The organism is Saccharomonospora iraqiensis subsp. paurometabolica YIM 90007 (genome assembly GCF_000231035.2).
Taxonomy (GTDB): domain Bacteria; phylum Actinomycetota; class Actinomycetes; order Mycobacteriales; family Pseudonocardiaceae; genus Saccharomonospora; species Saccharomonospora paurometabolica.
The window spans coordinates 87,918-104,007 of sequence record NZ_KI912264.1 but is presented as its reverse complement, the minus strand read 5'-3'; the positions used below and the strand labels follow the sequence as shown (position 1 = coordinate 104,007).

The 16,090-nt window shown below is 72.5% G+C and carries 20 protein-coding genes and 3 pseudogenes; 16 read left to right on the top strand and 7 right to left on the bottom strand.

Annotated elements, in window-relative coordinates; all coding sequences use genetic code 11:
• Both SACPADRAFT_RS33635 and SACPADRAFT_RS29715 read right to left on the bottom strand, forming a co-directional pair.
• Positions 1-1,079: pseudogene (locus SACPADRAFT_RS33635) on the bottom strand (hypothetical protein); the annotation flags it as partial.
• Between the two features lie 147 nt (positions 1,080-1,226).
• Positions 1,227-2,429 (bottom strand): pyridoxal phosphate-dependent aminotransferase, encoded by a 1,203-nt coding sequence (locus tag SACPADRAFT_RS29715; RefSeq protein WP_007024376.1) that lies wholly within the window; start codon positions 2,427-2,429, stop codon positions 1,227-1,229.
• A gap of 29 nt (positions 2,430-2,458) precedes the next feature.
• Here SACPADRAFT_RS29715 and SACPADRAFT_RS0224270 point away from each other — a divergent pair, with 29 nt between their 5' ends.
• From SACPADRAFT_RS0224270 to SACPADRAFT_RS0224220, 11 genes are all read left to right on the top strand, one after another.
• Positions 2,459-3,754: a DUF445 domain-containing protein gene (locus tag SACPADRAFT_RS0224270; RefSeq protein ID WP_007024377.1), complete on the top strand. Its 1,296-nt coding sequence runs from the start codon at positions 2,459-2,461 to the stop codon at positions 3,752-3,754.
• A 14-nt stretch (positions 3,755-3,768) separates the two neighbouring features.
• Positions 3,769-4,524, top strand: a complete 756-nt coding sequence (locus SACPADRAFT_RS0224265) for a 5-formyltetrahydrofolate cyclo-ligase (RefSeq protein ID WP_007024378.1) — start codon at positions 3,769-3,771, stop codon at positions 4,522-4,524.
• A gap of 205 nt (positions 4,525-4,729) precedes the next feature.
• Positions 4,730-5,116 (top strand): VOC family protein, encoded by a 387-nt coding sequence (locus SACPADRAFT_RS0224260; RefSeq protein WP_007024379.1) that lies wholly within the window; start codon positions 4,730-4,732, stop codon positions 5,114-5,116.
• 75 nt (positions 5,117-5,191) lie between these two features.
• Positions 5,192-5,590 carry a TFIIB-type zinc ribbon-containing protein gene (locus SACPADRAFT_RS0224255; RefSeq protein WP_198048391.1) on the top strand — a complete coding sequence of 133 codons (399 nt, stop codon included), beginning with the start codon at positions 5,192-5,194 and terminating at the stop codon, positions 5,588-5,590.
• A 7-nt stretch (positions 5,591-5,597) separates the two neighbouring features.
• Positions 5,598-6,278: an AAA family ATPase gene (locus SACPADRAFT_RS0224250; RefSeq protein ID WP_007024381.1), complete on the top strand. Its 681-nt coding sequence runs from the start codon at positions 5,598-5,600 to the stop codon at positions 6,276-6,278.
• A 41-nt stretch (positions 6,279-6,319) separates the two neighbouring features.
• Positions 6,320-6,718, top strand: a complete 399-nt coding sequence (locus SACPADRAFT_RS0224245) for a helix-turn-helix domain-containing protein (RefSeq protein WP_007024382.1) — start codon at positions 6,320-6,322, stop codon at positions 6,716-6,718.
• 7 nt (positions 6,719-6,725) lie between these two features.
• Positions 6,726-7,397, top strand: coding sequence for a hypothetical protein (locus SACPADRAFT_RS0224240; RefSeq protein WP_007024383.1), 672 nt, complete (start codon positions 6,726-6,728; stop codon positions 7,395-7,397).
• Positions 7,398-7,523: 126 nt separating this feature from the next.
• Entirely contained in the window at positions 7,524-7,820 is a 297-nt protein-coding gene (locus tag SACPADRAFT_RS0224235) for a DUF2516 family protein (RefSeq protein ID WP_007024384.1), read from the top strand.
• A 66-nt stretch (positions 7,821-7,886) separates the two neighbouring features.
• Positions 7,887-8,438: a YbaK/EbsC family protein gene (locus SACPADRAFT_RS0224230; protein ID WP_007024385.1), complete on the top strand. Its 552-nt coding sequence runs from the start codon at positions 7,887-7,889 to the stop codon at positions 8,436-8,438.
• 92 nt (positions 8,439-8,530) lie between these two features.
• Positions 8,531-8,977 carry an SRPBCC family protein gene (locus SACPADRAFT_RS0224225; RefSeq protein WP_028662734.1) on the top strand — a complete coding sequence of 149 codons (447 nt, stop codon included), beginning with the start codon at positions 8,531-8,533 and terminating at the stop codon, positions 8,975-8,977.
• Positions 8,974-9,972, top strand: a complete 999-nt coding sequence (locus SACPADRAFT_RS0224220) for an NADP-dependent oxidoreductase (protein ID WP_007024387.1) — start codon at positions 8,974-8,976, stop codon at positions 9,970-9,972. Before SACPADRAFT_RS0224225 ends, SACPADRAFT_RS0224220 begins: the two co-directional genes overlap by 4 nt.
• A gap of 120 nt (positions 9,973-10,092) precedes the next feature.
• Here the strand turns inward: SACPADRAFT_RS0224220 and SACPADRAFT_RS31025 are convergent.
• Positions 10,093-10,453, bottom strand: a pseudogene (locus SACPADRAFT_RS31025) (methionyl-tRNA formyltransferase); the annotation flags it as partial.
• Positions 10,454-10,521: 68 nt separating this feature from the next.
• Between SACPADRAFT_RS31025 and SACPADRAFT_RS33630 the strand changes: the two are divergent.
• The 3 genes and pseudogenes from SACPADRAFT_RS33630 to SACPADRAFT_RS0224205 all read left to right on the top strand — a co-directional run bounded on the left by SACPADRAFT_RS33630 (position 10,522) and on the right by SACPADRAFT_RS0224205 (position 11,358).
• Entirely contained in the window at positions 10,522-10,767 is a 246-nt protein-coding gene (locus SACPADRAFT_RS33630; RefSeq protein ID WP_007024388.1) for a hypothetical protein, read from the top strand.
• A pseudogene (locus tag SACPADRAFT_RS29710) lies at positions 10,764-10,992 on the top strand (MbtH family protein). Before SACPADRAFT_RS33630 ends, SACPADRAFT_RS29710 begins: the two are co-directional and overlap by 4 nt.
• A 60-nt stretch (positions 10,993-11,052) precedes the next feature.
• Positions 11,053-11,358 carry a hypothetical protein gene (locus SACPADRAFT_RS0224205; RefSeq protein WP_007024390.1) on the top strand — a complete coding sequence of 102 codons (306 nt, stop codon included), beginning with the start codon at positions 11,053-11,055 and terminating at the stop codon, positions 11,356-11,358.
• A gap of 108 nt (positions 11,359-11,466) precedes the next feature.
• On the opposite strand, the gene purU is transcribed toward SACPADRAFT_RS0224205, so the two are convergent.
• The 3 genes from purU to SACPADRAFT_RS0224190 all read right to left on the bottom strand — a co-directional run bounded on the left by purU (position 11,467) and on the right by SACPADRAFT_RS0224190 (position 13,689).
• Positions 11,467-12,333: a formyltetrahydrofolate deformylase gene (gene purU / locus SACPADRAFT_RS0224200; RefSeq protein ID WP_007024391.1), complete on the bottom strand. Its 867-nt coding sequence runs from the start codon at positions 12,331-12,333 to the stop codon at positions 11,467-11,469.
• 67 nt (positions 12,334-12,400) lie between these two features.
• The gene (locus SACPADRAFT_RS0224195) at positions 12,401-13,207 is read right to left on the bottom strand and encodes a hypothetical protein (protein ID WP_007024392.1); all 807 of its coding nucleotides are present in this window, start codon (positions 13,205-13,207) and stop codon (positions 12,401-12,403) included.
• Positions 13,186-13,689, bottom strand: a complete 504-nt coding sequence (locus SACPADRAFT_RS0224190) for a DUF2505 domain-containing protein (protein ID WP_007024393.1) — start codon at positions 13,687-13,689, stop codon at positions 13,186-13,188. Before SACPADRAFT_RS0224190 ends, SACPADRAFT_RS0224195 begins: the two co-directional genes overlap by 22 nt.
• 25 nt (positions 13,690-13,714) lie before the next feature.
• Here SACPADRAFT_RS0224190 and SACPADRAFT_RS0224185 point away from each other — a divergent pair, with 25 nt between their 5' ends.
• Positions 13,715-14,773 (top strand): UDP-N-acetylmuramate dehydrogenase, encoded by a 1,059-nt coding sequence (locus tag SACPADRAFT_RS0224185; RefSeq protein ID WP_007024394.1) that lies wholly within the window; start codon positions 13,715-13,717, stop codon positions 14,771-14,773.
• A gap of 126 nt (positions 14,774-14,899) precedes the next feature.
• Here the strand turns inward: SACPADRAFT_RS0224185 and SACPADRAFT_RS0224180 are convergent, their stop codons facing one another.
• Positions 14,900-15,631, bottom strand: a complete 732-nt coding sequence (locus SACPADRAFT_RS0224180; RefSeq protein WP_007024395.1) for an SDR family NAD(P)-dependent oxidoreductase — start codon at positions 15,629-15,631, stop codon at positions 14,900-14,902.
• Positions 15,632-15,701: 70 nt separating this feature from the next.
• Here SACPADRAFT_RS0224180 and SACPADRAFT_RS29705 point away from each other — a divergent pair.
• On the top strand, positions 15,702-16,090 hold a 389-nt coding region (locus tag SACPADRAFT_RS29705), incomplete at its 3' end, for an alpha/beta fold hydrolase (RefSeq protein ID WP_007024396.1).

The following is a 16,090-nucleotide window of genomic DNA, read 5'->3' as shown; positions in this document are numbered from 1 at the left end:
GGTCCGGTGGTCTCCGGGTCGCGCTCCGGCGGTCCGTCCTCCCGGTCGTCCGTGCCCGGGCCCGACCCGACCGGCGCGAGGGGCGCGAGGGGCGCGGTCTCCGGCGCAGTGCCCGGAAGCGGGTCGGTGGGTACGTCGCCAAGCGCGTCGTCCAGGCCGGGCAGTGTCCTCGGCAGGTCGAGCACCTCGCGCACGCCGTCCTCGACCGGGCGGGTGATCTCCTCGACCGCACCGGTGGCGACCCCGGTCAGGCTGACGACCGTGTGCCCGAGGTCGTCCACGGTCGCGACCAGGGCGTCGGCCGTGCCGCTCAGCAGCGTCGGCCCCCGATCCCCCGTTGCCGTTCCGTCCTCCGGTCCGGAGCCGTCGGCGGTCTCCCCGGGCAGTGTCTCTCCGGGCAGTGTCTCCCCGGTCGGACCCGGTTCGGGCAGCGCTTCCCAGGTCGGCGTCTCCGGGGAGGCGTCCCCGGGGGGCTGCTCGTCCTCGGTCGCCCGGTCCCCGGTCGGGGACTCGTCGGTCTCCTCCCGGTCGGGAAGCGACGCCCCGGGCGACGCCGGCGAGTCGGACGTGCGTTCGTCCTTCTCACCACCGGTAGCGCCGTCGCGGCCCGTGGTGTCGCCGTCGGTTCCCGTGCTCTCCTCGCCGGAGGCCTCGTCGCCGGGCGCGGCTCCGCTCTCCGGTTTCGCGTCCTCCGGCGCCGTGTCCTCCGCGGGGGCCGTGTTCTCCGTTCCGGAGTGCTCCGGCTCCGGTTCCGCGGGATCCGTGTCGCCGCCGGAAGCGGTGTCTCCGTCACCGTCGGAGGCACTGCCGGAGCGGCTGTCGGAGCCGGTGTCGTCGCCGGGGGCCGTGTCGCCGGAGTTGTCCCCGTCGTCGGGGTCCCCGGTCGATTCGCCGGTGTCCCCGGAGGCGATCCGCCCGGAATCGGTGGTCCCGGTGCCGTCCTCCGCGGAAGCGGTGTCGGCGAGGGCGACGGCCCCCAGCCAGGCGGCGGCGGCGAACCCGACGACCACCACTGCGCGGCGCAGACCGGTGGTCAGCAGGCCGGAGGGGTGCCCGGCACCCGCACTCCTCACCGCCACCACCGCCTGTCCGTCGCCGTCCGTGCGTGACACTCACCAGGGACTTCGCCGGGGGTCGGGTGTCGACCCCGCGTTCTCCCACGGGCCCTCGCGGGCCGCGCCCCGGCTACCCGGAGACTGCTATTTCTAGCATTCCCGCGGAGTGTTTCACCCCGTCGGTGTGCGATCCACCCCGGACGGCGCAATCGTGGCCAGGGTGCGCAAACGTTTCACCGCCTCGTCGAGCACCTCGTCCTGTTTACAGAATGCGAAACGGAGCAGGTGATTCCACTCGTTCGGGTGGTCGGTGAAGACCTTGACAGGGACCGCCGCCACGCCCACCGCTTCGGGGAGTCGCCACGCGAGATCCGCCGCATCGGTGAATCCGAGCGGACGGACATCCGCGCAGACGAAGTAGGTCCCCTCACTCGGCCGCACCGCGAAACCGGCCTCGGTCAGCCCGTCCCGCAGCCGGTCGCGCTTGCGCTCCAACGAGTCGCGCAGGTGTTCGACCCAGCCCAACTCGTGATTCAGTGCGTGGGCGACCGCCGGTTGCAGCGGACCGCCGGAGACGAAGGTGAGGAACTGCTTGGCCGCGCGCACCGCGGCGAGCAGCTCCGGCCGGGCGCACACCCACCCGATCTTCCACCCGGTGCAGTTGAACGTCTTGCCCGCGCTGGAGATGGACACGGTGCGCCCGTCCATGCCCGGCAGGCCCGCGAGCGGCAGATGGTCGGCGCCGTCGAACACGAGGTGTTCGTAGACCTCGTCGGTGATCGCGATGAGGTCGTGCTCGACGCAGACCTCGGCGAGCGCGGCCAGCTCGGCGCGGGTGAAGACGGTGCCGGTCGGGTTGTGCGGCGAGTTCACCAGGATCGCCCGCGTCCGCGGGCCGACCGCCGCGCGCACCGCGTCGAGGTCGAGGGCGAACCGGTCGCCGTCGCGCACCAGGGGCACGACCCGCCGGGTCGCCCCCGCCATCGCGACCGCCGCCGCGTACGAGTCGTAGTACGGCTCGATCACGAGGACCTCGTCGCCGGAGTCCACCAGGGCGAGCAGGCTCGCCGCGAGGGCCTCGGTGGCGCCCGCCGTGACGAGGATCTCGCCGTCGGGGTCGTAGTGCAGGCCGTAGCGCGCCCGGTGGGCGGCGATCGCCTCCCGCAGTTCGGGTCGGCCGGGGCCGGGCGGGTACTGGTTCGCGCCGCCGACCAGCGCGTTCCCGGCTTCGGTCAGCATCCCGGCGGGTCCGTCGGTGTCCGGGAAGCCCTGGCCGAGGTTCACCGCGCCGGTCCGGGTGGCCAGCGCCGTCATCTCGGCGAAGATGGTGGAGGTGAACGGCCGCAGGCGGTCCACGAGTACAGGTTCGCGCACGAGGGCCCATCCTCACGGACAATCGCGGCATGGAGCAAACGAGGTCCGTCGCCGTCCCCGGCGGCCCGCTCGGAGGCCGGGCGGGCGAGGACGACAAGCGGCGCGGCCTGCGCAGGATGAAGCTGGCCGCCCTCGGGTTCCTCCTCGGCGCCACCGTGATCTTCCTGCTGACCAGCTGGGCCGAGGCCGCGGGATGGCCCGCCTGGGTCGGCTACGTGCGCTCCGCCGCGGAGGCGGGCATGATCGGAGCGCTGGCCGACTGGTTCGCGGTCACCGCCCTGTTCCGCCATCCGCTGGGATTACGGATCCCGCACACGGCGATCATCCCGAACAAGAAGAGCGTGCTCGGCTCCAGCCTCGGCGACTTCGTCGGCACCAACTTCCTGTCCGAACCGGTGGTGCGGGACAAGCTCGGCCGGGTGGGGACGGCCCGCCGGGCGGGGGAGTGGCTCGCCCGCACCGACAACGCCGAGCGGGTGACCGCGGAGACGGCCACCGTGGTGCGCGGCGCGGTCACCGTGCTGCGGGACGAGGACGTGCAGGCCGTCATGGAGCAGGCGGTGGTGCGCCGGGTCGTCGAGCGGGAGTGGGGCCCGCCGCTGGGCACGCTGCTCGCGCAGGTGCTCACCGACGGTGCGCACTACCGGTTGGTGGATCTGGTCGTCGACCGCGCCTACGAGTGGGTGCGGGACAACCACGAGGCGGTGCTCCGGGTGGTCTCGGACCGGGCGCCGTCCTGGTCGCCACGGTTCGTGGACTCGATGCTGGCCGACAAGGTCTACGGCGAGGTGCTCGCCTTCGCCTGGTCGGTCAAGACCGACGTCAACCACCCGATGCGGTTGGCGCTGGACCGGTTCCTGGCCGACTTCGCGCGCGACCTGCAGCACGACCCGGAGACCAGGACGCGCGCCGACCAGGTGAAACAGCAGCTCGTCGAACATCCCGAGGTGCGCAGGGTGATCGACTCGGCGTGGACGACGGCCAAGGAGATGCTGCTGAACGCCGCCGAGGATCCCTCCAGCGAGCTGCGTACCCGGCTCCGGGACGGGCTGCTCACCCTGGGCAAACGTCTGCAGTCCGACCCGGCGCTGGCGGGCAAGGTGGACGGCTGGGTCGAGAACGTCGCCGCGTACCTGGTCACGCACTACTCGACCGAGATCACCACGATCATCACCGACACGGTGGACCGGTGGGACGCCGCCGAGACCGCGCGCAAGGTGGAACTCCAGGTCGGCCGGGATCTCCAGTTCATCCGCATCAACGGCACGGTCGTGGGTGCGCTGGCCGGGCTCGCCATTCACGCGGTGGCCCAACTGCTGTTCTGACCCCGGGGGGCGAGGTGGACGACGAACACCGCCGCGGCGGCCCGGCCGGTGACCGGGCCGCGGTCGAGGCGGCCAAGCGGGACGTGCGGCACCGCGTGTGGGAGCGGCTCGACGAGCTGCGGGTCACGCGCTTCCCCGGTGCGCACGGCCGCATCCCGAACTTCGTCGACGCCGAGCGCGCCGCGGCGGCGTTGGCGCAGGTGCCGGAGTGGGCGGCGGCATGGGTGGTGAAGGTCAACCCGGACGCGCCGCAGCTGCCCGTGCGGTCCCGCGCGCTGGCGCAGGGCAGGGTTCTCGTGATGCCCGCACCCCGGCTGGCCGCGGAGGAGCCGTTCGTGGTGCTGGACGGGGCGTCGCTGGAGGAGGCACCGCGCCGGGCCGCGGCGAAGGAGCGGGTGCTCGAACTGGGCACCCCTGCCGCCGTCGACGAGCTGCCGCACGTCGACCTGGTGGTGTGCGGGACGGTCGCGGTCAACCGCGCGGGTGTCCGGGTCGGCAAGGGCGGCGGGTTCTCCGACATCGAGTACGGCCTGCTCGCCGAAGCGGGGCTGGTCGGTGAGGGGACCGTCGTCGCGACGACCGTGCACGGGGCCCAGGTCCTCGACGAGGACCTGCCCGAGACGGCGCACGACTTCCGGGTGGATCTCGTCGTCACCCCGGACGAGGTGATCAGGACCCCCGAGCGGCGGCGGAGCCCGGGAATCCTCTGGCAGGACCTGACCGAGGACACGATCGCGTCGATCCCCGCACTCGCGCGCCGTCGTCCGTAGGGCGCCCGACCGGGTGTCACGAAAGTGTCCACACGTTCGGGCGAAGTTATCCACAGGGTGCGGAGTTTTCCACCGGGTTGTCCACAGGGGCGTAGTCCGATCGTGGACAGACGGGCGGGGACGGCTCCGCCGCCCGCCGAAAAGGACTGGCGCCGGGGGCGGAACGCCACGACGATGACCTCCACCCGTGGAGAAGGAGATGCCGATGCCCGCGTCGTTCACCCTGGACTGTGTGGCCCTCGACTGCCGTGAGCCGTACGAACTGGCCCGGTTCTACTCGGAACTGACCGGGTGGCCGATCGCGGAGGACGACGATCCGGACGACGACTGGGTCACCGTGCGCAACCCGGACGGCGGCGTCGATCTCGCGTTCCAACGCGACCCCGGCCACGAGCCCTCCAGCTGGCCGTCCCGCGAGCGGCCGCAGATGCTGCACCTCGACTTCGACGTCACCGATCCGGACGCCGAGCACCGCCGGGTGCTCGGCCTGGGTGCGCGGCTGCTCGACGACACCCCGGCGAACTTCACGGTGTACGCCGATCCGGCGGGGCACCCGTTCTGCCTGGTGCGGGCGAGTCCGCAGGCGGACTGACCCGGGGCGGGTCGCGCCCTCCCGTCGGTCACACCCTCCCGGCGGTCGCGCACGGTGCGTATTCTGCTCGGCGTGATGTGCCCCAAGTGCCAGAACGTGATGACCACCGTGGACAAGGACGGCATCCACATCGAGCAATGCGGCGGCTGCCGCGGTGTCTTCCTCGACCGCGGTGAGCTGGAGCAGATCGTCGAGGCGGAGAACGCCTACTACGGTCACCGGACGCCTCCGCCGTACGACCCGGGATCGACGCGAACGGCCCCCGGTGGCCCGGCGGGACCCGCTCACGCGCCACCACAACACGCGGCGCCGCCACCCCCACCGCCGACCCGGCCGTACGGCTACAAGGACTCCCCGGCCCCGTACCGGGGCAAGCCCGACTCGCCGAGCCCGTACCGGGGCGGCTACCGCGACTCGCCGCGCCCGTACGGACACCGGCGCAGGCGCTCGTTCCTCGAGAGCCTGTTCGACTGACGCGCGCGTGCTCGATCTGCGCATCTGCCCCGCCTGCGGGGACCGCGCGGAGCACCCGTCCGTCGAACACGGGGCGTTGGTCTGCGCGCGGTGCGCGCACCGCCGGACGTTCCGCAGGCTGCCCCTGTTCGCGTTGACCGGGCCGAGCGCGGCGGGCAAGTCCACGGTGGGGCCGGAGCTCGCCGCGCGCCTGGCGGACCGGGTGGTCGTGCTGGAGCAGGACGTGTTGTGGACCGGCGGTCTGCGCGACGACGTCGACGGGCATCCCGCCTTCCGGGCGACGTGGTTGCGGATGGCCGCGATGATCCACCAGAGCGGGCGGCCGGTGGTGCTGTGCGGCACCGTCGTGCCGCCCGAGCTGGAGCCGTTGCCCGAGCGGGTGTTCTTCGCCGACATCCGGTACCTGGCGCTCACCGCGGAGTCGGACGTGCTCGCACGGCGGCTCCGCGCGCGGCCCGCGTGGCGTGGCTGGGACGAACCCCGCATCGCGGAGATGCTGGAGTTCAACGACCGGCTGCGGGCGGAGGCGCACACGCACGCCCCGCCGGTCGACCTGTTCGACACGACCGCCGCGCCGCTGACGGAGGCGGTCGACCGCGCGGAGGACTGGGTACGGCGGGGACTCGACGACCTCCTCCCGGAGGCGGACCACCCGGACGGGTGCGAGCCGGGTGCTTGCCACAGTTAGCACCCGTGCGTACCGTCGGTGGCAGGGAGGTGACGGCACGGGTGGACATCGGTGGCTACATCCGTCTCCAGCGCAGCCACGCGAAGATCTCGCTGCGTCAGTTGTCGAGGTTGGCCGGGGTGTCGAACCCGTACCTCAGTCAGATCGAACGGGGTTTGCGCAAGCCGAGCGCGGAAATCCTGCAGCAGATCGCCAACGGGCTGCGCATCTCGGCCGAGGCGCTGTACGTGCAGGCAGGCATCCTCGACCACCCCGTCGGCGGGCCGGTCGTCGAGGCCGTCCACGCCGACACCCGGCTCACCGAACGACAGAAGCAGGTGCTGCTCGACATCTACGGCTCGTTCCTCCGGGAGAACGAAAGCGAGGTCGGGGCGGCACCCGGGACCGACGACACCGACACCCGCGGGCCCGGCGTGACCGGGTCCACGGCCAAGGAGTGATCCGGCGATGGAGACGACCCGAACGGACGACGTGCGCAAGGCGGTGCACACCGCGCGGGAGCAGGTGCGGACGTCGCTGCTCGCCGCACTCGGTGCGGGAAACCTCGCGGGGGAGGCGGTGGCCGACGCCGTGTCGAAGGCGCGGGAACGGGTGACCGAGAGCAGCGAGAGCGCGCGCCGGAACATCGAGGAGCTTCCCGGCGAGCTGGAACAGCTCCGGGACCGTCTCGACCCGGCGGAACTGCGCAGGCTGCTCGACGAGTACACCGACTCCGCGTTGCGGCTCTACCGCAGGCTCGCCGAGTCCGGTGAGCAGACCTGGGACAGGCTGTCCGAGCAACCACAGGTGCGGCAGGCCGTCGAACAGCTGGAGGAGGCCCTGCACAGCGCGCAGGAGCGGATGGACGACGTCACCTCCGACACCCGGGAGCGGGTGGACGAGATGGTGTCCCGGGTGAGCCGCCGCACCCGCGAGACGGGTCACCGTGCGGGAACGGCCGTGGAGGAGGCCGGGGAGCGTGCCGCCGACGCGCTGGACGAGGCCGCCGAACCGGTGCGGTCCGGGCGCCCGGACGGGTCCGGGGAGGGCGAGGAGCCCCACCGGTCGGGCTTCGACCGCGCCGCGGACGGGTGGACCGAGTCCGAGGTCACCGATCTGGGCACCCGCGGTTCCTCCTGACCACCCGGCCGCGCCGGTGGCGAGGGCCGTCGGACCGGCGCGGCCGGAACCGGGGCACGACCGTGCCGTGGTGCGGTGCGCGCGGACGCTCCCCGCTCTCGCGACGTACTGACGTAGGCTGGGACCGTGCCGACACTCGCTCACTGGATCACCTGGGTCATCGACTGGGCCGGCACGCTCGTCGGTCTGGTCGCGTTCGTCCACGCCGTGATGCAGCGGCCCGACGCCTTCACGGCCGCGGACCGCAAGAGCAAGCCTGTCTGGATGGCGATCACCGGTGGTGCCACGCTGGCTCTGCTGCTGTTCCAGTTCTTCGGGGCGGGCATGATCTTCTGGATCGCGGCGATCGTGGCCGTCCTGGTCTACATGGTCGACGTGCGACCGAAGCTGATCGAGGTGCAGCGCGGCGGATCGCCGTGGTGACCTGCTGGTCTCCCGGGTGAGTGAGCGCACGCTTAGTTCCGTCGCGGCAGCGCGTACGGTGAGGGTGTGCGTCACTGGGAGATCGCGGGCACCCTCACGCCCGTTCCGGCAACCGAGCGCCCCGACCTGTTGGCCGAACCGGTCGCCGAGGCGCTGACCGAGCTGACCACCGCCACCTCCGAACCGGTGGACGTCGTCGAGATCGACCCGGGGCTGGCCGACACCGCAGAGTTCTGCGCGACCTACTCCTCGCCGCTGTCGGCCTCGGCCAACTGCGTGGTCGTCGCGGGGAAGCGGGGTGGGCAGACCCGGTACGCCGCGGCGCTCGTGCTGGCGACCACCAGGGCGGACGTGAACAACGCCGTCCGGCGCAGGCTCGACGTGCGCAAGGCGTCGTTCGCACCGATGGACGAGGCGGTGGAGCTCACCGGCATGGCCTACGGCGGGATCACCCCGATCGGGTTGCCGTCCGACTGGCCGATCCTCGTCGACTCCGCGGTCGCCGACTCCCCGGAGCTCGTCATCGGCAGCGGTTCGCGCGGTGGCAAGCTCCTGGTCACCGGCCGACTGCTGGCCTCCCTGCCGGGGGCCGAGGTCGTCGACGGCCTCGCGCGCTGAGCCGGGACGCGGGACCGGGTCCGTCCGGGTACCCGGTGACACACCCCCGTGCGGACGCCACGGGGGAGAACGAGCACGGGAAAGGCAGGAGTATGGGCAAGGTGACGGCGGTCGCCGAGCGCACGATCGACGCCCCCGCCGAGCGGGTCCTCGAACGGGTCGCCGATTACCGCGAGGTCAGGCCGCGCATCCTGACCGAGCACTACCGCGACTACGAGGTTCTCGTGGGCGGTACGGGTGCGGGCACCGAGGCGCGGTGGAAGCTGCAGGCCACGTCGAAACGGGTCCGCGACGTGGCCGCCACGGTCAGCGAACCGGAATCCGGCACGATCGTGGAGACCGACGCGAACTCGACCATGGTCACCACGTGGACCGTGCGGTCGGCGGGTTCCCGGTCGCTCGTCCGGATCGAGACGACATGGCAGGGCGCGGGCGGTATCGGGGGGTTTTTCGAGGGGCTGTTCGCGCCCAAGGGCCTGAAACGAATCTACGACGGCGTTCTCGCCAACCTGGAGCAGGAGGTGCGGCAGTCCTCATGACCGCGACCGAAGTACGACTCGCCTCGCGCCCGCACGGCGCGCCGACCCTGGACAACTTCTCCGTCGTCGAGGTGGACGTGCCGAGCCCGGGGCCCGGGCAGGTCCTCGTGCGCAACACCTGGATGTCGGTGGACCCCTACATGCGGGGCCGGATGAGCACGGCGAAGTCCTACGTCGCCCCGTACGAGGTGGGCACGGTGATGGACGGCGGTGCGCTCGGCGAGGTGGTCGAGTCGAACGCCGACGGGCTCGCCCCGGGGGACGTGGTGCTGCACGCGCTCGGCTGGCGCACGCACGCGGTGGTCGACGGCGCCCGCGTCGCCAAGGTCGACCCGGACGCCGCGCCGGTGTCGGCGTACCTGAGCGTGCTGGGGATGCCGGGACTCACCGCGTACGCGGGGCTGTTCGACGTCGCGAACTTCCGCGAGGGCGACACGGTGTTCGTCTCCGGCGCCGCCGGGGCGGTCGGCTCGTTGGTGGGGCAGCTGGCGAAGTTGAACGGCGCGGCCCGCGTGGTCGGCAGCGCCGGTTCGGCGGAGAAGGTCCGCTGGCTCACCGACGAGGTCGGGTTCGACGCCGCCTTCAACTACAAGGACGGCTCCGTGCGCGACCTGCTCGCCGAGGCCGCGCCGGACGGGGTCGACGTCTACTTCGACAACGTGGGCGGCGATCACCTGGAGGCGGCCATCGCGCAGCTGAACCTGCACGGCCGGATCGCGGTGTGCGGGATGATCTCGCAGTACAACGCGACCGAGCCGACCCCGGCCCCGCGGAACCTGTCGCAGATCATCGCCAAGCGGTTCACGATGCGCGGGTTCCTGGTCGCCGACCACGAGGACGCGCGCCCGCGGTTCCTCCGCGACGTGGCCCCGCTGGTCAAGGACGGGAAGCTGACGTACAGCGAGACGGTGGTCGACGGCATCGCCAACGCCCCGCAGGCCTTCCTCGACCTCCTCGCCGGCGCCAACACCGGCAAAATGCTCGTCCGCCTCTGAGCACCCCGCACCCACGGGTGTTGCCGTGAAGGGCACTCTCCCTGCGTTGGGCGCAGCGAGGGGCACTTTCCCTGCATCCGACGCAGGGAAAGTGCCCCTCACGGCAACGACGCAGCGTACTCAGCCGAGGTAGCCGCCCATCGTGGTGAAGTAGTCGGTGGCGGCGTGGTCGGTGTCGTCGTCGGTGCGGAGGGCGTTCGACGACCAGGCCGGGGTTGCGGCCGCGACGGGCGTCGGAGCCGGCCACGATCACGATGCCGTCCCCCTCACGGATGAACACCCGGCCCGGTGTGCCGCCGTAGCGGCCCGTCGACACCGACGCCCGGGTGATCCGGAGGCGCTCACCCCGGTAATGGGTGAACGCGTTCGGGTACGGGTCCGACTGCGCCCGCCTCAGCCGCTCGATGTCCTCGGCGGGCCAGGTCCAGTCGATCCGACCGTCCTCGACGGACCGTTTGTGGAAGAAGAGAGACCGCCTCCTACTGCCGCACCGACGCCGAGGGCAGGCTGCGCGCGGACCGGGACTACCGGGTCGCCACCGTCCCCGGCGTGCGCGCGGGCATCTGCGTGCAGGGCGGCGAGGTCGAACACACCCACGGCATCACGGCGTCCCTGCTGTCCAACAACGCCGTGCGCTCCGGCGAGATCCTGGAGTCGCTGCTCACCCGGCAGCGGGCCGGACACGGCGTGCCGGGTCCGGCCGGGGACGCGCGGGAGTTGTTGACACCCGTCGGCGCCCGCTGTGCGGCGCCGGAACCCGGGGATCACCCGACGACGAGGGGAGAGTCGCGATGAGCAGTCCGTTCGACGACGACGAGGGCCGGTTCACCGTGCTGGTCAACGACGAGGGACAGCATTCGCTGTGGCCGTCGTTCGCGGAGGTGCCGCACGGATGGCGGGTCGTGTATGGCGAGGACACCAGGCAGGCCTGCCTGGACCACGTCGAGCAAGCACTGGACCGACCTGCGCCCCGCGAGCCTCCGGGCCGCGGAGAGTGACGCAGAACACTCTCATTCATGAGACTATCACGCATGATACTCTCACGAATGAGAGTCTTTTCGGCGCCGTCTGTCGCCGACCATGTTCCCCGAGGGCACGGAGGTGTTCGGGGGTTATTGGACCCGCAGCAACGGCCCGGAGATCGACCTCGTCGGTGCGGACCGGGAGCCGGTCGCGAAACGGGTGACACTGGCAGGTTCGATCAAGTGGTTGCAGAACCACCCGTTCGACGGCCACGACCTCGCCCGGCTCGTCCGGCACCGGTCGCAACTCCCGGGCGCCGACGACGACACCCCGCTGTTCGCCGTCAGCCGGTCCGGCTCGACGGTGGACGGCGTCCGGACCCTGACCCCGGAGGATCTGCTCAGCGCCTGGCGCACAGCGTGAGCGCGGGACCCGGGAGTCGTCGATCCCGGTGACGCGCGGTGAGGCCAAACCTGCGGGATCCACCGGGCCGGACGGCGGATCGAGGAAGGTGACCCGCCCCACTCCGGCTCAGAACACCACGGTGCGGTTGCCGTGGACCAGGACGCGGCCCTCCAGGTGCCAGCGCAGGCCGCGGGCGAGGGTGATCTTCTCGATGTCCCGGCCCTTGCGCACCATGTCGGTCACCGTGTCCCGGTGGTCCACCCGGATGACGTCCTGTTCGATGATCGGTCCGGCGTCGAGGTCCGGGGTGACGTAGTGGCACGTGGCGCCGACCAGCTTCACCCCGCGGGTGTGGGCCTGGTGGTAGGGCCGGGCGCCGACGAACGACGGCAGGAAGCTGTGGTGGATGTTGAGGGCGCGGCCCGCCCACGCCGCGCACAGCTCGGGCGGCAGGATCCGCATGAACCGGGCCAGCACCACCGCGTGCGGGTCGTGCTCGTCCACCAGCCGGGCGATCTCGGCGAACGCGGCGGGCTTGTCGTCGCCGAACGGCACGTGGTGGAACGGGATGCCGTGCGCGCGGGTGACGTCGGCGAGCACGTCGTGGTTGCCGATCACCGCGCGCACGTCGACGTCCAGCTCGCCGGAGGCCACCCGGCCGAGCAGGTCGTAGAGACAGTGCCCCTCCCGGGAGACGAGCAGCACCACGCGGCGGCGCTCGCCGGTGTCGTCGATCCGCCAGTCGGTCTCCGACCCCAGCGACCGGGCCACTCCCGCGAAGCGCGCCCGCAATTCGGTGACGTCGAACGGGACCGAGTCGGCGGTGACGACCTGGCGGGTGAAGAACCAGCCGGTGTCCGGGTCGGTGTGGTAGGCGGCCTCGACGATCCACCCGCCGACCTCGGCGAGGAACGAGGCGATGCGGGCGACGATCCCGGTGCGGTCGGGACAGCCGAACGTGATCACGTACTGGCGCTGCGGCACGCCGCACATTGTCACCCTTGGCCGGCGCGTCCGCGCGGCGCCCCGGCCGTGGTGGTGCGCGGCCGGGAGGGAGATCTCAGGCTGCGGTCGTGTCCCGGGCCACCGTGTCCCAGGCGACGGTGAGCTCGCCCAGTCTGCGCCGGTCCGGGTGCCCGAGGACCCGCCAGCCCTGTCCCGCCAGCAACCGGACCGTCTCCGCCCAGCGTGCCCGCGCCCCGAACACGGTGTACGGCGCGGCGACGGCCCACCAGTGGTCCACTGCGGACAGCAACGCGTGGATCGGCTCGCCGGGGACGTTGCGGTGGATCAGGGCCTTCGGCAGGCGCTGGGCCAGTGTGGACGGACGGTCCAACGTGTCCGGGCGGCAGGACAGCGTCAGCGTGCGCGGTCCCTGCCGGGTCAGCGTCACCCAGCAGCACAGCCTGCCGAGCTCGTCGCAGGTGCCTTCGACGAGCACCCCGTCCGGTGCGAGCCGGGTGAGCATCGCCCGCCAGGACGGCGCGACGTCGGCCTCGTCGTACTGGCGCAGCACGTTGAACGCGCGCACCACCGCCGGGCGGGTGCCCGCCAGTTCGAAGCCGCCCCGGCCGAAGTCCAGCCGCGGCGGGTCGGCCACCGCGCGGCCCGCCGCCACCCGGTCGGCGTCCAGCTCCAGCCCCAGCACCCGCACGTCCCGCCGGAGAAGCGTCAGCCTGCGCGCCAGTTCCACGGTGGTCACCGGCGACGCGCCGTAGCCGAGGTCCACCACCAGGGGGTCGTCGGACGCCGACAGGGCGCGGCGCACCCCCGGGTCGGCCACGAGCCAGCGATCGACCCGGCGCAACCGGTTCGGGTTGGTGGTGCCGCGGGTCGGCGCGCCGATCAGCTCCGGCCCGCGAGCCACTGCACCGTGAATTCCGCCTCGGCGTCGAGCAGCCGGGTGACCTGCTCGGCGACGACGTTCTCCAGCCTGCCGCCGACCAGCGGCAGCCGTACGGCGACGGACCCACGGGTGCACACCACGCTGTGCTCACCCTCCGAGGTGATTTCCGTGTCGGCGGTGAGCCGGCCGGGGAGGTCGGCGACGTGCACCGCGACCGTGCCGGTGTAGCGCCCGGTGCCGTGGTCGGTCCAGCTGTGCTCCCGGTGCACCACCAGGTCACCGCGGTGGACGCGGCGCACGGCCCCGGGCAGCTTCGCCGCGTCGATGCCCTGCACGAGCGTGTAGCGCACCCCGTCCGCGGTGGTCTCGTGCGTCGGGAGCTCGGCGTGCGGACCACCCGTGCGGGCGAGCCGGGCCCGCAGTGCCCGCTCGTCGGTGTGGGCGGCGAACACCTCGTCGGTGCCGTGGACATACCTCGCCCGGTGCTCGATGGGGGTGGCCATGGCGGGGACAGTACCGTGGGCCCCCGTGAGCACTGACGGAACGGTCGGCACCGAACGGCTGAGCGCCCACACCACGCTGCGCCTGGGCGGCGCGGCGCGACGGTTCGTGCGGGCGGAGAGCACCGACGCGCTGGTCGCCGCCGTGCGCGAACGCGACGCGGACGGCGAACCCGTGCTGCTCGTGGGCGGTGGGTCGAACCTCGTCGTCGGCGACGACGGATTCGACGGCACCGTGGTCCGCATCGCCACCACCGGGTGGTCCGGCACCGACGGGGAGACGGTGGCGGCGGGCCAGGACTGGGACGAGTACGTCGCCGCCACGGTCGCGGCCGGGCTGGGCGGCCTGGAGTGCCTGTCCGGGATTCCCGGCTCGGCCGGGGCGACGCCGATCCAGAACGTGGGCGCCTACGGCCGTGAGGTCAGTGAGGTGCTCGACTCGGTGGACGTCTACGACCGGCGCACCGGCGAGATCCGCACCCTCGGCGCCGCCGACCTCGGCTTCGCCTACCGCACCAGCGTGCTGAAGGGCACCGACACCGGGGTGGTGCTGACCGTGCGGTTCCGGCTGTACACCGACGGGCTGTCCGCGCCCGTGCGCTACGCCGAGCTGGCGCGCGCGCTCGGTGTGGACATCGGCGCCCGGGTGCCCGCCGCGGAGGCGCGCGAGGCGGTGCTGGGTCTGCGGCGGGGCAAGGGCATGGTGCTCGATCCCGGTGACCACGACACGTGGAGCGCGGGGTCGTTCTTCACCAACCCGATCGTGCCCGAGTCGGAGCTGGACACGGTGCTCGCCCGGATCGCCGAGGTGCTCGGCGACGACGTCACCGTGCCGCGCTACCCGGCCGACGACGGGGTCAAGCTCTCGGCGGCGTGGCTGATCGAACGCGCCGGCTTCACCAAGGGTCACCCGGGCCCCGGCGCCCGGGTGTCGCTGTCCACGAAACACACCCTGGCCCTGACCAACCGCGGCGCGGCGACGACGTCCGACCTGCTCGCCCTGGCCCGCGAGGTCCGCGACGGCGTCCGCACCCACTTCGGCGTGACCCTCACCCCGGAACCCCTCCTGATCAACTGCAAGCTCTGACCCGGGCCGGTCACCCAGGGTGTTGCCGTGAAGGGCACCTTCCCTGCGTGTCGCGCAGCGAGGGGCACATTCACTGCGTCACACGCAGGGAAAGTGCCCTTCACGGTTACCTCCGCCGGGGGAGTGTCACTCGCGGTGGACGCGGCTGCCGTGGTGTTGGGCGCGGGGTTTGACGGTGATCTGGTCGAGGTTGACGTGCGGGGGGCGGGTGGCGGCGAAGGCGATGACGTCGGCCACGTCCTCGGCGGTCAACGGCTGCAGGCCCTGGTACACCTGCGCGGCCCGCTCGGTGTCGCCCTCGAAGCGGTTCAGCGAGAACTCCGTCTCCACCATCCCCGGGACCACCTCGGTCAGCCGCAGCGGGTCGCCCAGGTGCTCCGAGCGCAGGGTCTGGTGCAGCGCCGACTGGGCGTGCTTGGCGGAGGTGTAACCCGCGCCGCCGTCGTAGACCTCGTGCCCGGCGATGGACGTGACCGTGATCACGTGGCCGTCCCCGGAGGCGATCAGCTTCGGCAGCAACGCCTTGGTCACCCGCAGCGTGCCCAGCACGTTCGTCTGCCACATCCAGCGCCAGTTGTCCTCGTTGGCCTCCTCGACCCGCTCCAGCCCGCGTGCGCCGCCCGCGTTGTTCACCAGCACGTGGCACTCCGGGACCTGGTGGACGAACGACTCGACCGACTCCGCGTCGGTGACGTCGAGCAGGTGCGCGGTGCCGGACAGTTCCTCGGCCAGCGGTCGCAGCCGGTCGAGCCGCCGTGCCCCGAGGACGACGTGGAAACCGGCCCCGGCCAGCGCGCGGGCGGCGGCCTCGCCGATGCCCGCGCTCGCTCCGGTGATCACTGCGGTTCGGGTGCTCATGGCCTGCAGATGCTGCCAGGTAGTGTGGCACCGCCGAAGCACTGGTGCCCGCGGGAGGAGCGACGAACGGATGCGGACGGACGTCGTCGGCGCATCGGGTGTCCGGATCAGCGTTCTGACCGGCGGTGACCCCGGGGGCGGCGCCTCCGGGCCGGACACCCCGGACACGACCCCGGCGATCCTGTTCCTGCACGGCTGGGCCCAGTCGGCACGGGCGTGGCACGCCCAGCTCACCGACCCGGACCTGGCGGGCCGGTTCCCGCTCGCCGCGATGGACCTGCGCGGGCACGGCTGTTCCGACGTCCCGGACGGCGGCTACGACGACCCGGCCGCCTGGGCCGACGACGTCGCCGCGGTGCTGCGCCTGCTGGGGCGGCCCACCGTGCTGGTCGGCTGGTCCTACGGCGGCCTGGTGATCACCGACTACCTGCGCGTGTACGGCACGCGGGGCCTGGCCGG